At 43.7% G+C, this 20,271-nt stretch carries 18 protein-coding genes and 1 tRNA gene; 6 read left to right on the top strand and 13 right to left on the bottom strand.

Annotated elements, in window-relative coordinates; all coding sequences use genetic code 11:
* The first annotated feature begins 15 nt into the window (after positions 1–15).
* A complete protein-coding gene (locus IGJ05_RS01940; RefSeq protein ID WP_005231932.1) occupies positions 16–615 on the top strand; it encodes an FUSC family protein in 600 nt (199 codons plus the stop codon).
* Between the two features lie 44 nt (positions 616–659).
* Here IGJ05_RS01940 and IGJ05_RS01935 read toward each other — a convergent pair whose 3' ends face one another.
* From IGJ05_RS01935 to IGJ05_RS01915, 5 genes are all read right to left on the bottom strand, one after another.
* Complete coding sequence (locus IGJ05_RS01935) at positions 660–4,082, bottom strand: FtsX-like permease family protein (RefSeq protein ID WP_375352058.1); 3,423 nt, start codon at positions 4,080–4,082, stop codon at positions 660–662.
* The gene (locus IGJ05_RS01930; RefSeq protein ID WP_015509898.1) at positions 4,083–4,784 is read right to left on the bottom strand and encodes an ABC transporter ATP-binding protein; all 702 of its coding nucleotides are present in this window, start codon (positions 4,782–4,784) and stop codon (positions 4,083–4,085) included.
* 195 nt (positions 4,785–4,979) lie between these two features.
* On the bottom strand, positions 4,980–5,819 hold the full coding sequence (locus IGJ05_RS01925) for an SDR family oxidoreductase (protein ID WP_225001087.1): 840 nt from the start codon (positions 5,817–5,819) through the stop codon (positions 4,980–4,982).
* 122 nt (positions 5,820–5,941) lie between these two features.
* On the bottom strand, positions 5,942–7,087 hold the full coding sequence (gene nagA, locus IGJ05_RS01920; protein WP_087627626.1) for an N-acetylglucosamine-6-phosphate deacetylase: 1,146 nt from the start codon (positions 7,085–7,087) through the stop codon (positions 5,942–5,944).
* A gap of 68 nt (positions 7,088–7,155) precedes the next feature.
* Positions 7,156–8,001 (bottom strand): helix-turn-helix domain-containing protein, encoded by an 846-nt coding sequence (locus IGJ05_RS01915; protein WP_015509901.1) that lies wholly within the window; start codon positions 7,999–8,001, stop codon positions 7,156–7,158.
* Between the two features lie 159 nt (positions 8,002–8,160).
* On the opposite strand from IGJ05_RS01915, the gene IGJ05_RS01910 reads away from it, so the two are divergent.
* Positions 8,161–8,340: a hypothetical protein gene (locus tag IGJ05_RS01910; protein WP_005229977.1), complete on the top strand. Its 180-nt coding sequence runs from the start codon at positions 8,161–8,163 to the stop codon at positions 8,338–8,340.
* Positions 8,341–8,395: 55 nt separating this feature from the next.
* On the opposite strand, the gene IGJ05_RS01905 is transcribed toward IGJ05_RS01910, so the two are convergent.
* The 4 genes from IGJ05_RS01905 to IGJ05_RS01890 all read right to left on the bottom strand — a co-directional run bounded on the left by IGJ05_RS01905 (position 8,396) and on the right by IGJ05_RS01890 (position 12,990).
* Complete coding sequence (locus tag IGJ05_RS01905) at positions 8,396–9,613, bottom strand: pyridoxal phosphate-dependent aminotransferase (RefSeq protein ID WP_005229975.1); 1,218 nt, start codon at positions 9,611–9,613, stop codon at positions 8,396–8,398.
* Positions 9,614–9,780: 167 nt separating this feature from the next.
* Positions 9,781–10,656, bottom strand: a complete 876-nt coding sequence (locus IGJ05_RS01900) for an ABC transporter ATP-binding protein (protein WP_005229973.1) — start codon at positions 10,654–10,656, stop codon at positions 9,781–9,783.
* 10 nt (positions 10,657–10,666) lie between these two features.
* Positions 10,667–11,881: an ABC transporter permease gene (locus IGJ05_RS01895; protein WP_266167145.1), complete on the bottom strand. Its 1,215-nt coding sequence runs from the start codon at positions 11,879–11,881 to the stop codon at positions 10,667–10,669.
* Positions 11,878–12,990 carry a hypothetical protein gene (locus tag IGJ05_RS01890; RefSeq protein WP_266167144.1) on the bottom strand — a complete coding sequence of 371 codons (1,113 nt, stop codon included), beginning with the start codon at positions 12,988–12,990 and terminating at the stop codon, positions 11,878–11,880. Before IGJ05_RS01890 ends, IGJ05_RS01895 begins: the two co-directional genes overlap by 4 nt.
* A 196-nt stretch (positions 12,991–13,186) precedes the next feature.
* Here IGJ05_RS01890 and IGJ05_RS01885 point away from each other — a divergent pair.
* The 4 genes from IGJ05_RS01885 to IGJ05_RS01870 all read left to right on the top strand — a co-directional run bounded on the left by IGJ05_RS01885 (position 13,187) and on the right by IGJ05_RS01870 (position 16,376).
* Positions 13,187–13,269, top strand: a tRNA-Leu gene (locus IGJ05_RS01885).
* A gap of 407 nt (positions 13,270–13,676) precedes the next feature.
* Complete coding sequence (locus IGJ05_RS01880; RefSeq protein WP_266167143.1) at positions 13,677–14,903, top strand: Ltp family lipoprotein; 1,227 nt, start codon at positions 13,677–13,679, stop codon at positions 14,901–14,903.
* 201 nt (positions 14,904–15,104) lie between these two features.
* Positions 15,105–15,983, top strand: a complete 879-nt coding sequence (locus IGJ05_RS01875) for a hypothetical protein (protein ID WP_266167142.1) — start codon at positions 15,105–15,107, stop codon at positions 15,981–15,983.
* 12 nt (positions 15,984–15,995) lie between these two features.
* On the top strand, positions 15,996–16,376 hold the full coding sequence (locus IGJ05_RS01870; protein WP_266167141.1) for a hypothetical protein: 381 nt from the start codon (positions 15,996–15,998) through the stop codon (positions 16,374–16,376).
* Between the two features lie 88 nt (positions 16,377–16,464).
* On the opposite strand, the gene IGJ05_RS01865 is transcribed toward IGJ05_RS01870, so the two are convergent.
* The 4 genes from IGJ05_RS01865 to IGJ05_RS01850 all read right to left on the bottom strand — a co-directional run bounded on the left by IGJ05_RS01865 (position 16,465) and on the right by IGJ05_RS01850 (position 20,271).
* Positions 16,465–16,692 carry a hypothetical protein gene (locus IGJ05_RS01865; RefSeq protein ID WP_005229963.1) on the bottom strand — a complete coding sequence of 76 codons (228 nt, stop codon included), beginning with the start codon at positions 16,690–16,692 and terminating at the stop codon, positions 16,465–16,467.
* Between the two features lie 64 nt (positions 16,693–16,756).
* On the bottom strand, positions 16,757–17,629 hold the full coding sequence (locus IGJ05_RS01860) for a VOC family protein (RefSeq protein WP_266167140.1): 873 nt from the start codon (positions 17,627–17,629) through the stop codon (positions 16,757–16,759).
* 165 nt (positions 17,630–17,794) lie between these two features.
* Positions 17,795–18,628, bottom strand: coding sequence for a sugar phosphate isomerase/epimerase family protein (locus IGJ05_RS01855; protein WP_266167139.1), 834 nt, complete (start codon positions 18,626–18,628; stop codon positions 17,795–17,797).
* A gap of 149 nt (positions 18,629–18,777) precedes the next feature.
* Entirely contained in the window at positions 18,778–20,271 is a 1,494-nt protein-coding gene (locus IGJ05_RS01850; RefSeq protein WP_266167138.1) for an extracellular solute-binding protein, read from the bottom strand.

The following is a 20,271-nucleotide window of genomic DNA, read 5'->3' as shown; positions in this document are numbered from 1 at the left end:
AGGGGGCATTTGACCATGAAACTGGGGCGTTTTCGCTTAGGTATGCGAACGATAAAAACAGCCATTGCTGTCATGCTTTGTATTCTGCTCTTTCATTTTCTTGATCGTGGCCAACCATTGATTGCTGCCTTGTCGGCTGTCTTTTCTTTGCGACAAGACCTGACCACAACGATCTCTTTTGGTAAGTCACGGGTATTAGGAAATACGATCGGCGGCGGTACAGCCATTTTTTACTTTTTGACGAAGCAATATTTTCAAAATGACTTTCTGATCGAATTGTTTGTCTTGCCAGCGCTAGTCATTTTTGTCATCGTTTTTTCAGATGGCATCAATAACAATTCTGGCATTATCTCTGCTATTGCGACGATGCTTTTGATCACTTCCAGTGTCCCTCAAGGGGAATCGATCATCTTCGCCTTAGACCGTGTATTGGACACCTTTATCGGCACGTTAGTTGCCCTATCGATCAATTTCGTCATTCGACCACCTGAGGAAGAGAAAAAGGATGAGATCCAAGAAGATCTGGTGGTGCTGAGGCAAAAAGAGCTTGAACTAAAAGCCATGCTAGAAGAAGTCCAAGGCGAGATTTCCGAACAAGAAAAACAAGAAAAATAAAAACAGCCTTTTTCCAGAATCATTCTGAGAAAAGGCTGTTTTTGTTACTCATTGGCTTTCAGTGCATCAATCACATTGACATGTTTCAGTTTGAAATACATTGCGATCCCTACCACGCTTGAAAATAAGCAGGTCAATCCAGCGGCATACACATAGCTCATTGGTTCGACTGTCGGTGAAAACATGGCGATATCGACTTCGATGGTCTGTAAGACAAATTGATGCTGAAGCACCCCTAATAATAAACCAAATGCAATGCCGAAGATCGTCAGAAAGATATTTTCACGAAAGACGTACATGGTCACTTCTCGATCATAAAAGCCCAATACTTTGATGGTCGACAACTCGCGAATGCGTTCCGCTATATTGATGTTGTTCAAGTTGTACAACACGATAAAGGCTAATGCCCCCGCAGACGAGATCAAGATCCAGATGACGATGTTCAAGGTTGCGGTCGTGTCATCTAAGGCATCCGCTGAAGCTGAGAGGAAGGAAACATTGATGACATTGTCTTGTGCCATCAAATCAGCCGCGATCGCTTCTTCCTCCGATTTCGTCAAACGCTGACTGAATTTCAATAACTCACTGTTGTAAGAAGGGGCTGCCTGAAAGATCTTTTGATACGCATCTGGGGTCAAATAAGCAAAATGCCCTGTGTAGTTTTCTGCGATTGCAGCCATATTCAGTTCAAATGCTTCGCCGCTTTCATTCGTCAACGTTATCGTATCACCCACCGATAATCCAAACAGCTTAGCAAGCTTTTCATTGATGATGGCATCCTCTCCTTCTAGCTCGTAAGCTTCTCCTGAAACCCGATCATTCAAGTGGACAAATCTTGATAAAGCCGCAGGATCTTCTGGCACGGTGACGGTTACTTCTTGCTGCGTGACCCCCGATTGAGCCAACGTCAGACTTTCCGTATGCAAGAATAACCCTGCTTCAAAGCCTTCAATATCTTCTGCGGCGGCTTTTGTTTCACTCATTGCTTCCGAATCCTCATCATCAAAGGTGATCACCGCCTGATACTGCCAGATTTTCTCAAACTGTAAAGGAATGATATTGCTGATAGAATCTCTTAGACCAAATCCAGTCAAGATCATGGAGGTACATCCCGCGATCCCTAAGATGGTCATGAGCATTCTGGACTTGTAGCGAAACAGGTTTCGCATTGTAACTTTTTGAATAAAACTTAAGTGCCGCCATATAACGGTGATTCTTTCTAAGAGAATTCGTTTTCCTGTTTTGGGTGCCTTTGGTCGTAACAATGAAGCCGATGACTGTCTTAAATCAAAACGTAAAACCAGCAGCGCGATACCGATGGTGCAAAGCAAGCTGACTCCCACAGCAATCAATGAAAGCCGCAAATACCATGGGGTGTCATACTCCGTGAGATTGTAAAGCGGTCCATAAGCTTGAATGATGATTGCTGGAAAAAAGGAAAAGCCGACTGCTAGACCCAATACAGCACCTGTGATGCCTGCTGCAGAGGAATAAAGCAAAAATTTCTGTCCAATCTCCCAGTTACGATAGCCTAATGCTTTCAATGTACCGATCTCACTACGTTTTTCATCGATCATCCGCGTCATGGTGGTTAGACTGACTAACGCTGCAATCAAAAAGAAGATAACTGGGAAAATCGTCGCTAACGAAGAAACTCGTTCCGCATTGTCTTGATACTCTGAATAACCAGGATTCGCATCGCGGTTTGCGACACGATAAACTGCCGGTTTTAGATCCAACAATTCCTGCTCTTTTTCAGCAACTTCTTTTTTGGCATCTTCAAGTTTTTCGCGTTCTTTTGGTGCTTTTTCTTTAAATTCGTCAAGCTTTTCTTGAAGGGTTGCTTCGTTTTCTCGATATTCTTGCCAACCAGCAGCTAATAAAGACTGACCCTTGGCTTTTTCAGAAGCTAAGGTCTCACGAGCGTCGCTCAGCTGCGTCTCTCCTTGGGTGATCTGGGTCTGCGCTTGTGCCAATTCTTGGCGCCCAGCTCTGATTTGGCTCCAGCCAGCATTGACTTGCTGTTGTGCCTGCTGAAGTTGCGCTTCTTGGTCATTGATCGCAGCCATTTGCCCAAGTAATTGCGCACGTTGTTGCTCGCCTTTGGCAATGAGTGGGCGCAATGTATCTTCAGCTGCCGTCAGCATAGTAGCAATCATCGTTTCATCGATTTCCTCCAGATCAGGAATCGGACCAAGGACATCTGTCGGCAGGTTCAACTGTGCCAGAGCGGCGGTTACTTGTGCATAGACGATAGGCAGCTGGGCCAGTTGCTCCTCTGCAGAAAGTTGACCCACACTTCTGATTTGATCCATGCCTTGGTATGCCAGCGCCAGTTGCTCCTCTACCTGCTGGATGCCCCTTTGTAGTTCAGGTCTTTGTGCCAAAACAGATGCAAACTGAGCTTGGGCTGACTGTACTTGGGCTTCTTGCTGAATCAATGCTTGTTCATTTTGATCTAGCAGGTGTTGATTTTCGATCAATGCCTGTTTCCCCTCAGCTAATTTTTGCGCTTCTCCATTCAATTGCTCTTGGGCAGTTTGAATCTCTGTCTGAAAAGCTGCTTCTTGTTCCGTCAACTCCTGATGCACCTGCGCCAATTTCTCTGTTGCGTCGTCCAGTTCCGCTTGCGCTTGCTGCAATGCTTCTTCGCCATCACGGATCTGTTCTTTGGCCTCATCAATGGCTGGTTGCGCTTCATCGATCAACTCTTGCCGCCGTCCTTGTGCCCGCGGAGCCAACCGTTCTTCTACTTCATCACTTACTTGATCCCTTTTTGTCTGATATGCTTCTGAATAGCTAGCCACTTGCGATAGCTCATCAAAACGAACTAACAATCTAGCATACGCAGTTTCTTTAAAATCTTCTTCTGGAATTACTGCAAAGTAATCGACCGTCCCATTCCCAACGGTACTATTGCCTCGATGAAAATTCTCAATAAATTCGGGACTATTGACAAAGCCAACGATCGTGTAAGTGTGCGTTTCTAGCTGGTTTCCACCGTTTTCTGGCAGTTCGAAAGTTTCATCTAGTGCAAACCCACCGCTGCTTTGTGCCGCTTGATCCAAAGCAATTTCCCCTGACTTTTGTGGCAATCGACCAGAAGTCACCTGATATTGATTGACTTGCCGCTCTTTCGAAAGGGAAAAGACACGGATCACGGCACGGTGATTTTCGGCATTGATATCGGCGATCTGCTCTGCTTCAACAGACGTGACACCAGGCATTTCTTCAATGATTTCCCGATCGGCAGTCGACAACCCTAATGTTGACGCAATCGTAAAGTCCGCTAATTTCTGGCGAGCAAAATAATCTTCAGCTGCTTGTTCCATATTCGGACCAGTTGCACTGATCCCCACAAAAAAAGCGACCCCTAAAAAGATAATGCCTAATATGGACAAAAACCGCCCGGGTGCTTGCCTGATTTCACGTAAACTGGAACGTAATAATGTTTTTTTCATAGGCATTTACCAAGAAATAGAGGCAATTGGAATCGGATGAGTATTTTTTTCCATCTTGCGGACCTTTGCATCATTGATATGGATCACACGATCAGCCATGGGAGCCAATGCGCTGTTATGTGTAATGATCAAAACGGTCGTCCCAGTCTCGCGAGCCGTTTTTTCTAGAATTGCTAGAATCTGTTTCCCCGTTTCATAGTCAAGGGCCCCAGTTGGTTCATCACAAAGCAGCAATTTGGGCTTCTTCGCTATAGCACGAGCGATCGTGACTCGCTGCTGCTCACCACCAGACAATTGCGCTGGAAAGTGATCCAAGCGATCACCAAGCCCAACTTGGGTCAAGATCTCAGCTGCATCAAGTGCCTCTGGCACGATTTGTGCTGAGAGTTCAACGTTTTCTCTGGCTGTCAAATTAGGGACCAAATTATAAAACTGAAAGACAAAACCGACATCTTTGCGGCGATAGGTCGTCAATTGTTTGGCATCAAAGCCAGCAATATCTGTTCCATCAACGATCACTTTGCCACTATCACATTGATCCATTCCGCCTAATATGTTCAAAACGGTGGACTTACCAGCGCCACTTGGACCAAGGATCAGTGCGATCTCTCCTTTTTCTACGGAAAACGAAACACCATCATTAGCAGCAATAACCGTGTCGCCCATTGTGTATTTCTTCACTTCTTTCACAACTTCGATATAACTCATTATGTTCCTCCAAGAATTCCAGCGCCGCATGCGCTTTCTCGCTTAATAGTGTATCATACTTATTCCTGCGAAAGAAACAGCAAAAAAGCAGCTTATTTTATCAAATTAAAAAATCTGAGACAAAATGATGCTCATTCTGTCCCAGAATCGATTTTACACTTCCATCTAATTTGATTGACAAAGAACAAAAACCAATCATTGTGCTTGGTCGGCAATTCTTCGCTGGGTTTCTTCCCAAAGTTTTTGCGCTTGCTGCCGCTCATCAAGGATCTCCGTCGGCACTGCCTGACGATCGACAAAGTAGCGCCCGCTAATACCAGCCACCTCGGGGCTTAGTGCCAAATATATCGCTGTATCAGACCCTTCCTCAGGTGTTTTGAAAAAAGGCGTGAGCATTTTGTAGACAGATTGACCAAATCCTGTCTGTCGGCTGACCCCTAAGCTCGTCGCCACAGCTCCCGGATGCAATGCATTGGCAGTAACGGTCGTATTGCGCAGTTGAAACGCAAGCGCATCTGTAAATAAAATCAGGGCTTTTTTTGAGCGGCCATATTCCCGCCAAGGCAAAAAATTCGCCACATCGAAAAAGCGCTGATCCTTTTTCTTTACAAATTTGTAAGCACCAGAAGCAACATTAACGATCCTACCAGCATCCGCACGTTTTATTAACGGCAATAACTGACGGGTCAGTTCAAAATGCCCCACGTAGTTTACGCCCAGCATTTGTTCAAATCCATCGGCTGTTCGCTCTTTTTTTAAATTGACGATGCCCGCATTATTGATCAGTACATCCAATTTCTCAAAGCGGGCGTTGATTTCAGCGGCTGACTTGCATACGCTAGCCAACGACCCCAAATCACCGATCACTAGATCGATGCTTGGATTGCCTGTCTCTTCCTTCAAACGTTGCTGTGCTGCTTGCCCTCGTTCGGCAGAACGGCAATACAAAATCACATGCATCCCCAATTCTGCCAATTGTTTGGCTGTTGCAAAGCCCATGCCAGCGTTGGCACCCGTAACTAAAATCGTCTTCAATTTGCCACCTTCCCCTTCTAAGAATACCGTTTTCTATCATCATAACTGAAAACAAAAAAATCTGCTCAAAAAACAGATCAAGAGAAGCTCTCTTCTTGTTTCTTGAAGCAGATTGTTTCATTTTATGCTTGGTAACGGCAAACACCATCTAAATAAGTGGCTGCTAAATTCATTTCTTGATCCAAAACAATGAAGTCAGCTGGACGACCTTGCTTGATCATACCGCAAGCGTGGTCGATCTTGCAGCTGATCGCTGGGATCAAGCTGGCCATCATGACCGCTTCTTGAGGAGTAGCAATTCCCCACTCTACAACATTTTTCACGGCTTCTTTTAGTTTCAAGATGCTGCCAGCAAGATTTCCTGTTTCCATTCGAGCCGTGCCATCTTTTACAACTACTGGAAATTCACCTAAAATGTAATCACCGTCTGGCATACCGCCAGCCATCATACAGTCGGTGATCAAGGCCACATGGTCGTGACCAGCTTTTTCCATCAAAATCTCAGCTGCTTGAGGATGTACATGGTGGCCATCACAAATCAACTCAGAAAAAACTTCTTTTAATGAAAGTAAGGCACCAACCATTCCAGGTTCACGATGGTTTAATCCGCGCATTCCGTTGAAGGCATGAACAAAGACACTGGCACCAGCTTCTACTGCTGTTTGCGCTTCTTGTAACGTTCCGTTACTATGCCCTAGTGCAACCACTACGCCTTCTTCCGTCACTTGCGAAACAAATTCCTTCACACCTTCGCGCTCAGGAGCCAAGGCGATTTTCTTGATAATTCCACCAGAAGCTTCTTGCCATTCATGGAAGGTATCAATATCAGGATCACCAAAATAGATCGGATTTTGTGCCCCTTTATGTTCTTCAGTAAAGAACGGTCCTTCAAAGTAGATCCCTTGGATCTTCGCTCCTGTAACTTCGTCTTTGACTTTCCCAACGGTTTCAGCAACATCCCGCAACCGTTCTTTGCTAGATGTTAAAGTTGTCGGTAAGAAAGATGTCACACCACAAGACAAAAGACCTTCTGACATGGCTTTGATGCCTTCTGCATCGTTATCCATCACATCATGGTTCATAAACCCGTGGATATGAGTATCCACAAGACCCGGTGCTACCCATTTGCCTGAATAATCTTCTACGTCTGCACCAGCAGGGACTTCATCGACGATCGCGCCGAATTTTCCCTCCTTGACCTCCAAGTAACCAGGGCCATGAACCGCTGATTTCAGAAAGAATTTGTCTGCGTAAATATATTTATTCATCTTGATCGCTCCTCTATTTCTTTTCTTCCTTAAAAGTACTCTTATTTGCAGCAGAAGTCAAGAAAGGTCTACACCACTTTGTCAGATTGGCGAATATCCATGACGGCACGATACAGTTGAAAACTTTTTTCAGCTGCTTTTTCTTCTTTTAGTCTTTGAAGCAATTGTCCTTTTAGTTCAAACAATTCTTCTAGAAAATACAAGCTATTTTTCTCTCTCGCTAGAGCAATGCCTTCGTTAGTTACTTTTAGCGCGCGACAGTCTTCTTGTTGCTCCTTTAAAAAGACCGCATAGTTGTAATAAATTTTGGTCAGCGCTGTGGACAGTCGCTCCGGCGGCAAGGCATGCATGGCATCGTAGGCTTTTTCTAAATAAAAACGCGCCTCACCCAGTTGCAGCAAGTCACTATAGACGCGACCCATGCAGCTCAGGATACGAATTTCCATCACCGAAACATTGGTCTTATCCTGTTGATAGGAATAGGCCAATCCTTTTTTCAGCGCCTCAAGGGCGGCATCATAGTTTTGATCGAGGAAATAATCACAGCTGCCTAGATAGTAGTAATACATTTGCATATCTGAATCCAGATACAGATAATCCTTGATCGCCTTGTCTTCCATTTTTTCCCGCATTTCTTGAAATTGTTTATGGACAAAATGTGATTCGATCTCGGCAAAGATTTGATTGGTTTTGTTGATCTCTTCTGAATGAAGCATCATTACTTGATCTAAGGTGACGCCTAAGCGTTGGCAGATTTGGTACATCACCCAGACATTGGGCAGCTCTTCGTTGTTTTCGATACGACTTAACACACTTTGCGAACAAATATCTTCCGCTAACATCTTCTGGGTCATCTTTCGTTTCAACCGAATTGAACGGATATTTTGACCAAAAGATTCATCTCTTTTTTTCATAATCGTCCTCCAGGGGAAATTCTAAAAAAATCGAACGTTTCTTGTCAAAAATGCGAATTCGCATTTTTAATTTTCTTTATTTTAGCACATAATGACAAAAAGGAAAGCAATTTCAAGAATGTCTTGTTATTTTTCCACAATTTCAAATGAGGTGTTAAGATGACGATCGACAGTACGATCTTTTTTACATGGGAAGGCAAAAAATACCAAGGGATCATCGAACGGGAATATGAAAATTCGGTCCTCGTTCAAGTGACCGATCCTAGTGCTGAAATGCTGGATAAGTTTACCAATCGGATGATTGTCAGCAAAAAAATTTGTCAACCAGTTACCGAATAAAAACATAAGCACCGCTCCCTCACGATCGCTGAAGGAGCGGTGCTTTTTCATGTACTTACTTCTGGCGATACGCTGCCAAGAATTCTGTCATTTTTTCAGCAGTCGTTTTTAAATCTTCCATATTAGGAAGGTAGACGATACGGAAATGATCGGGCTGTTGCCAATTGAACCCACCGCCGTGCACCAACAAAATATGGTGTTCATGTAAAAAGTCGAGAACAAATTGTTCATCATTGGTAATGTTAAAGCGCTGAATATCAATTTTAGGAAAAATATAAAAGGCTGCTTTCGGTTTCACTGCTGACAATCCAGGAATATCATTGATTGCCTTGTAGATAAACTCTCTTTGTTCATAGATTCGACCACCTGGCAGCAGCAGCTCATCGGAGCTTTGATAGCCGCCTAATGCAGTCTGGACGATTTGTTGCGATAAAACATTGGAACACAGCCGCATCGATGACAACATATTCAAGCCTTCGATATAGTCTTTGACATTGGACTTATCCCCGCTGAGAACCATCCAGCCAACGCGGAAGCCTGCCACTCGGTGAGACTTAGACAAACCGCCTAGCGTCACAACGAAGCGATCTGGTGCTAGTGTAGCAATCGGTACATGGACATAATCATCCATGACTAAACGGTCATAGATCTCATCGGAGAAAATGATCAAGTCATGCTCACGAGCAACCTCGACGATTTGTTGCAAAACTTCTTTCGGATAAACGGCGCCGGTGGGATTATTTGGATTAATAATGACGATGGCCTTCGTCTTGCTGGTTACTTTGGCTTTGATATCCTCGATATCAGGATTCCAATCTGCTTGTTCATCACAAATATAATGGACGGGTTTTCCGCCAGCTAATGAGATCGAAGCAGTCCACAAGGGATAGTCTGGCATCGGCACGAGCACTTCGTCCCCATTGTTACATAACCCTTGCATACACATCGTGATCAGCTCGGAAACACCATTACCTGTGTAAATATCATTGATGGTCACATCAGGAAATTTTTGTAATTGATAATATTGCTCGATCGCTTTACGGGCCGAGAAAATCCCTTTTGAATCAGAATAGCCTTCCGACTCTCGCACATTCATGATTAAATCTCTAACGATTTCATTTGGGGCTTCAAAGCCAAAGGGCGCGGGATTCCCAGTATTTAATTTTAAGATACTGATGCCTTCTTCTTGCATCCGATCAGCTTCTTCTAAAACAGGGCCGCGTACATCATAACTGACCCCTTCAAGTTTTGACGACTTTGAAAATTTCTTCATATTCCATTTCTCCTTTAACCATAGGTCAACGTCAGGTTATTGGTTCTCGTCGTTGATCTCTTTTCAGATTGAACCTATTATAGCAAAAAAATTTTAACTGTGGCGAAAATTTTTCACCTCTCGGTCGAGAGCGCTTGCCCTGCGTTCATCCACTGAATTTGGTTCATTCAGGAATTTTCAGGAAAATACTTCAAGTACAATTCATTTAACGCCAAATGCCCCACCGAAAAATCAGTGATTCCTGCTGCGATAAAACGTTGCGGCAACTGCGGATCGCTGATTTCTACTAGATAGATCCGCCCTTGCAGATCGATAGTCACTGTCGTTAACTCTGGAAAAGCCACCAAGAAATCCGCCGAGTCCGTCTTTACATACAAGGGTTCATTGACCAACGACTTGCGGCCAAGGTATTCGTGAATGATCTTACCGTCTTTTAAAAACAAGACCCGATCCGCGTAAGAATCTAAATTCGTCAGAATATGCGAAGCGATCACGATCGCTTTCTTTTGCTCCCGCAAGGCTTTCAACACGTTGGAGATCAATTCGACATTTGTCGGATCTAAGCCATTCATCACCTCATCCATCAGCATGTATGGCGTATCTGTCACGATCTGCATCGCAAAACACAGACGTTGCCGCATCCCCAGCGAATAGGTTCCCACTGGCCGTTTGATATAATCGCTCATTCGCAAACGAGCAATCGTTTCTTCCACCAAGCGTTCCTCTGAACGCCACATTCGCTGATACAGTTTCAAATGCTCGAGTCCGCTTAAATCATTGTACAAATCATTTTGGTCAGGAAAAAATGAAATTTGTTGATGCGCTGCCACTTCTGATTTTTTGGTCACATATACTTGACTGCCGTTTAAAAATACTGCGCCTTCATTCGGCTGGATGAAATTCATCGCCACATTCAGTAGCGTGGATTTCCCAGTGCCGTTAGGGGCGACTAACCCGACGATCTCCCCGGGAGAAAAGGCAACGGAAAGTTGATCCAATACTTTTCTCGTATACGTGACAGTCACATTTTTCAGTTCTAACATGTCGTTCCTCCTATGCCAAATGAAATTTTTTGCGTTGGATCGTCAAAAAGAAACACATTTCGATCAAAAGCCAAACGCCGCCTAATAAAAGTAAGCCTTTTTCCATCGTAAATCCTGCAGAACCAAAGTAAAAGCGTGTCCAGCCTGAAAGGACTTGTCCCACATTTTGATACAGATAGACATACAGCGTTTTATCAAGGTAGGCACTAAACCAGCGTCGTTGGAAAAGAAAGGGCGAAAGCAAACAAAAACCAGCCACAAGCAGATTAATCAGTTCTGAACGAAACAGGGCACTGAACAGCAAGATGCCGCGACAATAAAGAAACTGCAAGAAAAGCGTTGCAAGAAAACATTGGCTTAAAAAAAGACCGATGGCTTGTGTTTCAAAAGCATTGAGATCTGTGATCGGGTAGCGGGCATCAAAGGACGATGATAAAATCGTGACTGGCAGTTCCAAGGAGCCAAAGCCGAATTGAATACCAGAGCCAAACCAGATAAAGAACATGGTTCCTAGCGTTGCGATTGCAGAACCAACCATCAACGCTGCCGTTTTGCTCCAAAGGATCTCTTCTGTCGATAATGGCAGTGAAAGAAACAGAGATTTATGTCTTCGTTCTTTTGGTAAACAATCGATCGCCAAAAATAAAGAAACAGCAATTAATAGAATCGGTAAATATTCAGTAAAGCTTTGCTGTAATGCTTGCACCCCCGTTTTTTGCTCCATGACTGCTTGAGAGAGTTTGCTATTGGGCAGCTGGCTAAAAGCTTCCATCAGTTTTGCGGTTGATGCATAGCTGAAGCGCCCGTCATACCCAGCATAGTAATTTCGAAACGTGTAATAATCAGGGGTATAAAAAATATTTCGTTCATCGGTAAATTGCAAAGCGAGATGGTACCAAGTACTTGTGCTTTGTGCGTATGCTTGCCAGTCTTTCTCGGCTAGCGCGTCGAGCCGTTGTTTTTCTGCTTCATTCCATGGGGTAAACATTTCGACTGCCATGAATGCCGACCAATGGTCAGAGGGATTGGCTGCTTGTTGATCAAGAAAATCTTGTCGCACGGTATAGCGTTGTTGCATTTCTGTTTTATCTACTCGTTCAATCGGGCGAAAGTCTCTTTGCCAAAAACTGTAAACGCCGCTGTAGATCAGCAGCAAGCAAAAAAGGCCAATGGTTTTCTTGCTTTTTAACAGCTGGCGTAATTCAAAGAAAAAATAGTCTTTCATCCTTTACCTCCTCTCAACAAGCGATTCTGTTTATCCGCAACAAGCATGATGCTTAAACAAAGGAAGATCCACACTAGCGTCAGCAGCCAACTGGCATAGACGCCCCAAGAAGTGCCAGAGCCCAAAGCAAAGGCACCCGAATAAAATTTCTCCATAGCAGCTAGATGAACTGGTAATATAGGAATCTTTTGCAGCATCGGAATCAAACCGAATCCATAAAAAAGCACCAGTAAAAAGAAAGAGACGTATCGATTGGCTGCGACCATGTTCATGACAAAACCTAAGCATTCGATCAAACCAATCAGCAAGGCAAAAGAAACCATACTAGATAAAACGCTCTGCCAAAAAGGTAAGGCTACCCAATCCCCACTGAGATAGACGGCTACTGGATACTGCCAATCCCCGAACTCCCCCAGAAGGCTCATTGAAAGAAAGACGCCTAAGAAAAACACGAGCAAGATTCCTAAATTGGTGATCGTTTTGACAAAAACCTTACTGACCATCCGAATCGGGAAAATCTGTGGGTATGAGCGGATCAAGGAGAAGTGTTCTCTTTCTTCTAATAAATTGTCACTAGCAAAAAAAGCCCAGAAGAAGAACCCAAAATTCAGTAAAAGCATTATTGCCAAAGCGACAGCGGTCTGGGTATTGGCAGCCGTGAGGACCCGCTCTTTTTCTTGCTCGGCTAAGGCTTGATAGACTGTTTGCTCTTGTTCGATCGTCCATAAAGGTGGCAAAAATCTTTTGTCATCAACTTCAGACGCCCAAATCTGTTTTTTTAGCTCCGCAATTTGAATACTCGTTTGATTAAATCGTTCGTATTCCTCCATAATCAAGTTGGATAACTGCCGTGAGGTCAGTGTATTATTTTCAAGCAAAAGTTGATACACCTCTTGCTGATCAGGCGAGCCCGACTGATTGGCTTGGTAGCGATCAACAAGCCGTGAGGCTTCGGCTTTTTCTGCGGTAATGGTAGCGGGCAAGTTGATGGGTGCCATTAGTTTCAAATAAACGGAAAAACTGCAGCCTAAACTAAAGGCACCAATGAGTAGGAAGATGAATACTTTCTGCTTAACAGCTTTTGCCAGTTGGTTTTTAAAATAGTTCATTTGCTCTCCTCTCAAAAAAATAATTATTCATTCTTTTAGCATACCTTTTATGGAAAAAAATGCAATCTAAAGTCTGAAAATTCTTTCAAATAGCATGACGAAAAGTTATTGACAAACCTGTTGAAAATCAGGTAAGATATTTTCTAGACGCGGCGTGACAGTACTACCTTAGCCTGCGTTTCCTTCTATAGTATTTGCGGAAATGACGGAATGGCAGACGTGCAAGATTGAGGGTCTTGTGAGCAATCGCTCGTGTGGGTTCAAATCCCATTTTCCGCATCCTTACAGCTTCCCCATTGCGGGAAGCTGTTTTTTTGTTTGCACAAAAGATTCCCCCATGGCGATACTTCGATGAATTTCCTCGATCGCTTTGATCTTGAGCACCTACTCCTCAAAAGTTGATAGTAACCTTCCTTTCCCCAAATATAAAAAATCCAATAAAAATCCTTTTATCGTTGCATTTAGTGATATTTTTCATGTAAAATGAATAATATAACGACTATTCATAAAATTTGTTTCGATATTCCGTTTTTTCTTATTAGCGTATCAGAAACAATTGCTTGAATGAACTTGTGATGGAAATCTTTTCAACATTTTTTCCATTCACCTGCCCTCCTCCTTCCCCCAGATGAACCAACCTCTGCCGACCGTTTTCTCAGTTACTTTCGATAGAAAGAAGGAGTCTAATGAAAAAAAGAATACTGATCACCCTATTGTCATTCGTTATTTTGCTTATCGGCTGCACGAAGGCAGATGAAGAACTGTCAGAGACCGTTGCGCTTGGCATCGACGCACGACTGGAATATACAAACCAGTCTGGAACGGGTTGGGCCTATTATCAACCAGCGACCTTAGAATTGCTGATTGCCGGCAGCCAAGCCGAACTGGCTATTTTGGAAGAACTTGATTCTTCCGACGAAGACCTTCAGCAATTGATCAGCCACACGATTGATTTGATGGCAACCGCTGAACGAGCGTTAGTGGAGCGTCGGATCAATGTCCCTGCTTGGTTTGCTGCTCGCATTGGTTATAGCCAGGCTCTGGCTGCGATTCATGAACGGAGCCCTATCATTCTCAGTAATCAAGACAACCTCAACAGTCTACTAGAGGTAGCAAACGAAACGATTCCTGAAGCCGATCCGCGGGAAAAGCTGGGGCTTTTGGCAGACGATATCGAGCAGCTTCAGCAGCTCACAGAAGATGCGCTTACTCTTCATCGCACAATCGAACTTGACGATGGACTCACTGCCACCGTTTACCACACAAGCGAAACAAATGTTGACGTCTTCATTTTTGCGATGCCCGATGAGGAGTACGCATCTGGGTTTACTGTTCTGAATCGGGAAACTGCCGACGAGCAAAAAGCTGCTTTCTATGAAACGATTTTACGAGCGCTCGCCGTAAATATTCCTCGTGAATCAATGATGTTTATGAATCGATTCGATCAATCTTCTGATGAACATCAGCTGGCGGTGATGACCTATGGCTTTGATCATGACATTGATCAAGACATGGTCACTACCGTGTATCAACAGCTTCAAGAAGCAAACGCCAAACAAGAAGCAGCTACGGCTTTGCAGCAAGAGCAAAACAATGACGAACAAACTCAGACCGAGAATAAAGAATCTTCAGAACAAAGACGAGCGATCGCTCGTGCCGAATCCTTTACGAACCTCATGGCTTTCTCACGTGCACGATTGATACAACAATTAGAATTTGAAGGGTTTACCCATAATGATGCACAATGGGCAGTTGATCAGCTCACGATTGATTGGAACGAGCAGGCGTTGAAGAAAGCAAATAGTTATCATTCCTTGATGAGTCTTCCTCCTGACAACATTCGCCGGTTATTGGCTTTTGAAGACTTTTCAGAAGAACAAATCGACTACGCGATGACAAACATAGGTAACTAAAAGCTAGCGAAGAAAAGGGCATCGCGATGCCCATATGCTGTTGTAGTGACCTCAAAAAGTTAGGTTTTTTGGTCTAACTTTGGGGGCTCAGTTGATGTCCCTTGTATTGTGGCTATGTTTATACCCAAGAAAGAGCTCGATCTAATGCGTTCATTCGTACAAAATGGCGAGGTTTACTAGAGTCTCACGAGGAGGAGAAAAATGAAAAAACAAGTTTTGTTGCCTTTATTACTAATACTGTCCCTGATTTCAGGATGTGGGACGATAAATTCAGCAAGCCCTGAGGAACTTTCTGAACGCATCGGTGCAGCTTTAGATGCTGGTTGGGAACATACCTATCATGCAGAAAATCTTACTTATGATTTAAGTATTGAAAATCTCGAACTGATGATTCGAGGCAAAGAAGCAGAATTGGCCTTTCTAGACCAGGTCAATAGCAACTCAAAACACAAGGCGGCATTCATTGAAAACACGGAAACAATGATCGCACTCGCTCAAGAAGCGATCGAAGCTCGCTATCTGGATATGCCCAGTTGGGTTGCCGCTCGCAATGGCCGTATCGAAGCCTTACTTGCCATCCATGAAGAGAGCCCGATCATCGTCAGTAGACGAGCAAAATTGCAAGAATTATTCAACGAATACGAAGAGGATTTGGCACTAGTGACCGCTGGAGCAAACAATCCACTTGCCGATGAAGAAGAAATCAATGAAGATACACGAGAAAAGCTTGGTTTGACACCTGATACACTTGAACACTTACACCAACAAAGCGATGACCAAGAAATCGAGTGGCAGAGTGCGATTGATTTGGCGAACGGTGTGACCATGAATGTCTTTTCAACAAAACATGAGCCAGTGGGGATTCTCACATTTACGAATGCTGGTGAGACCTACCCTTCCGCAATCACTTTGTTTAATGGACAAACGACGGAAATCGTTCCCGAGATAATGACTCCTTACGAAGCCGTTTCCGCTTATTTTTACGAAATTGCCGATGCTATTTATGAAACGATTCCATACGGTTATCGATTTCTGGTTGAATCACTATGGCTTGAACTGGAAAACGACAATCGTTTTTAGTTCAGAACCTACGTGTTTGATAACGAAGTGACCGAGGAAACGATTTTAGCAGGGTTTCATCTCGCCCCGACTGTAGCAGCACGCTATGAGCGCGAAAACAATGCGACAGAACGAGAACGTGAAGCCTTTTTCCTCGTTAGAGCGCAAGGAAATCGTCGCTTTTATTCAAAACAAGAGATGGCAGAACTGTTAGAAACAGAAGGTTTTACTGCGGAGGAAACACAATGGGCACTAGAAACCCTAGATGTAGATTGGTATCGCCATGCTTTAGGACGCGCCAATCAATCCCGTCGGGTGTTAGGGATCCGTCAAAGAAATATGGCTGCTTATCTTGAAGGGAACGGCTTCTCACCTGATGAGATCGAATTTGCGATTGAAAACATGGAAAATTAATATGTAGGGGACGAGACCCCATTTCCCATTTTGTCTTAGCTTAAACAAAAAACCGACCAATCTTCCTGTTTAAGATTGGTCGGTTTCTTTATTTTTTGGTTTTGATTGGTACCATGGCTTTGCGCCGATGCTGCTTCATTATTGCTTGAAGACCATAGACACCAACTCCGATAATTCCTGCAAAAGCCGAAAAAGCAATAAAAATCACAGGAGACGCCCCACTTTCTATTAATTGTTTCCCTTGGACAAAGAAAAATAAGCCCATGCTGATCAATAATGCTAGAAATAGTGATTGTCCCGCCCCGTTTTTTTTCATGCTTGCTCTCCTTTTACTCGATTATAGGTTATTCTCTCATTTCATGAATGAAAAAACCTCCATCTTAAGGCTGATTCTTTCTTTCGATGATCAGATTGATCCCATTCGGATCAGTCAAATGCAAGCGGCTGTCTGTTTCTAACTCATACGAAACGCCACTTGCCTTTAGATGACTTCGTAACGTAGAAAAAGCCAAAGCTGGCAAAACGATCGTAAAGTACGCTAAGCCTAGATCCTGTTCTTCCATAGCTGGAACATTTCTTCCCATCCAAATATTCGATCCGATATGGTGATGATACGCACCAGCAGCAAAAAACTTTGCTTGGCTACCAAAATCTGAGGTCAAACGCATGCCTAAAACTTCTGTGTAGAATTCTTCTGTTTTTGCCAAGTCCGCCACTTTCAAATGGACATGCCCCACCGTGGTGCCAACTGGAAAGGTCGTTTGAGATCGGTCAGCGGCTCCCAGCACGCCTTGCGCGTCCATTTCGATAGTAACGCCTACGATCTCACCATCTGCTCGAATATCCCATTCACTCATCGGTTTGTCACGATACACTTCGATCCCGTTTCCTTCTGGGTCGGTCAGGTATAACGCTTCACTATATCCATGATCGCTGGCACCATCGAGGGGAGCTTTGGCTTCCAAATAATGAATCAGCATATTTCCTAGGTCTTTACGGCTAGGCAAAAGAAACGCCGTATGGAAAAGGCCTGTTTTCCGTGTCAAAGGCAACGGATCACTCACCTTCTCTAGAACTAAAAGCGCTTGCGCTCCCACGCCTAATCGCGCGTGATCTACACTTTGCTCCAATAAAGTCAGGCCGATCACGTCCGAATAAAACTGGCTCATTTTTTCTATGTTTGCTACTTTTAAAACGACTTTGCCAATTGCGGCTGCTGCATCGATTTGATAGGTGGATTGAATCATTTTCATCGCTATTTCCTCTTTTCTAAACAGTTAAATTCACTTGTACCTTTAAGTATAGCACTAACTTTTAGTAAGTAAATAAATCTGCTTGTTGAGGAAAGGATTCCGTGATCTCCCGTGATTCCTTGAAATAAAGCATTTCCGCATCAGTCACAATCAAAGACATCTGCCTCACTTTTTCAATGCTTCAATCAGTGAAATGGCTGGCTGCATCGCTTCTTCGGTCGTCCCTTCTAACACAACATAACAATAAGGCTTGTATTCAGCGGTGATGGCCAATAGTTGTTGATAATCAATCATTCCTTCTCCCAATGGGACTACCTTGATTTTCCCATCGATTACTTGATAGTCTTTCAAGTGCAAGCAAACGATGGCATCGCCAAAGCGAGAAAAAGCTTCCCTTGTCAAAGCGACTTGCTCTTGATAGTTCTTCGCAGTAATCAGATTGGTTGGATCAAAGATGATCCCTAAATAGTCAGAGGGTACCCGTTCCAGCAATTCTTCGATTCGGTCGATCGATGATAGTGGATGATTCAAGCCCGCTTCAATTCCTAGCATCACTTGATGTCTCTTAGCCACTTGGACCAAACGCTTGATCACCTGAACCAAATCATCGAAAACGACGTCACTAAAATTTTCCTCGGTATACCCCATATTTGGCAAAACCGAACCAGTTTCACTTGCGACCATAGCTGCATCAAAATATTTGGCATGTGCGAGATAGGTCTCGAATCTGGATAAAATCGCTTCCCGTTTTTCCAGATCAGGATGGATCAGATTACAATAACAACTTAATAAAGCGACCTGAACGTGAGATTGACCAAAAACTCGTTTGAAAAAGCGGCCTAAACCAGGGCTTAATTGCTCTGGCTCTGCCCATTGTGGGAAGGATTTATTTAATGCAAATTGAATGTTATGAATGTTTTGGGCGGCAATTTTTTGCGCTAATTCTTCTGGGGACCCATAATTCTTTAAATCATGCCCCCGAACAGTTAGTTGAAACATAGCTTCTCCTTTCTTCACTGCTTTTGAAGCAAAAAGAAGACCAAGCAGCGAATCACTTCAACTGGTCTTGGTCTTCAAATCATTCAGCAGTAGCGGCTCCTCACTTCATCTATTTCTTCTCAATAGATGATCAGAACCTTTTGTGACCTTTATTGTTGTGAACGATAGTCTTCCGTGAACTCGTCAATGATTTGCTGTCCACCATTTCTTAAGAAGGTTTCAATCGCTGTATCAAACCCATCGATCTCGATTTCCCCAGTCATATATTGGTAGTAAGCGTCTGAGATTCCTTCAATCAAGCTTGACCATGAACGATCATAGGTTTCAGAGGTCAGCGATTGTGCAGGATTGATCACCGCAAACTCTTCATTTTCGCGAATCTTTTCATTGGCTAAGTTGACATATGGGTTGCTTGAAGGGAAAACTGTTACTAATTCTGATGGACGAGACGAAGAAAATGGTTGTACTTCTTGTTGCCACTTCGTATCATCTAAACGGACATAGACACCCTCATCATCAATTTCATAATGAACACCTTCGATCCCTTGCGTCATCAACGTAAACGGCTCTTCGTCCATCAAATCATTGATAAATTTCAAAACAACACGTAAGTCTTCTTCGGTTTCAACATTGTTTTTCGGAATGGCTAACCAGCCGCCCATTCCGCCATTGGTATCAGAAAGGATACGACGTTCCACATTTTCATGGACGATATCATTGATCAAGACCCATTCCATATGCTCTTCATCAGTACCAGCTGCATCATCAATGTAGTTACGTACTTCTTGCAAACCACTCAATACGATCCCACCACGACCTTGAACGATATAGTTCTTCTGATCATTTTTCGCCATTACCGCAAAATCAGAATTCATCCAGCCGTTATCATAGATATTACGGAACCATTCCATTGCTTCTTTGTATTCTGGTTGCATAAAGGATGGCATCACTTCATCATCATCCGTGATCGTAAACCAATTGTCTGCACCAAAGTAACCTGAAAGTGAACGGAACCCAACGTTAAAGGACTCATCACGCTCTACGAAACCAACCGTATCATCCGCATCGTTTCCATCTGGATCATCTTCCGTAAAGGCTTGGGCGACAGCTGCTAATTCTTCTAATGTCGACGGCACGTCCAAGCCTAAATTATCCAACCAATCTTTTCTGACAAGGACGCCATAACGCGCGATCGGTTTTAAAAACGGAACGCCGTAGATTCGACCATCAATTCGAGAAGACTCTAACCGATCTTCGGAAATTTCTGCCAAATTCGGGAACTCTTCTAAATAGGGTTCCACATCCCAGAACATTCCAGATGCGAGTGAGCTGCGGACGGTTGTGTTATTGAGTTCTGTCAGACTAACGATATCTGCTAAAGAATTCGACGCCAATGCTGCATTCAAGCGTTCTGTTTTTGAAGCATCTGGCACCAACGTAAAGTCGATCTCGACCCCTGTGTATTCTTCTAGCTTTTGCGTGACATCTCCAGATGGTGGGGAAGCAGTATGTAGCATCGCCATCCAAGAAATACTTGATTTCCCTTCGCTTTCTGGTCCTTCAGGTGAACCTCCACCATCACCGCAGCCTGCTAAAAACAGTCCAGCACATAATAATAAACTTGCAACTTTCAACTTTTTCAT

Source organism: Enterococcus sp. AZ167 (assembly GCF_051714025.1).
Classification (GTDB): Bacteria; Bacillota; Bacilli; order Lactobacillales; family Enterococcaceae; genus Enterococcus_D; species Enterococcus_D casseliflavus.
This window is presented reverse-complemented; position numbering and strand designations above follow the sequence as displayed.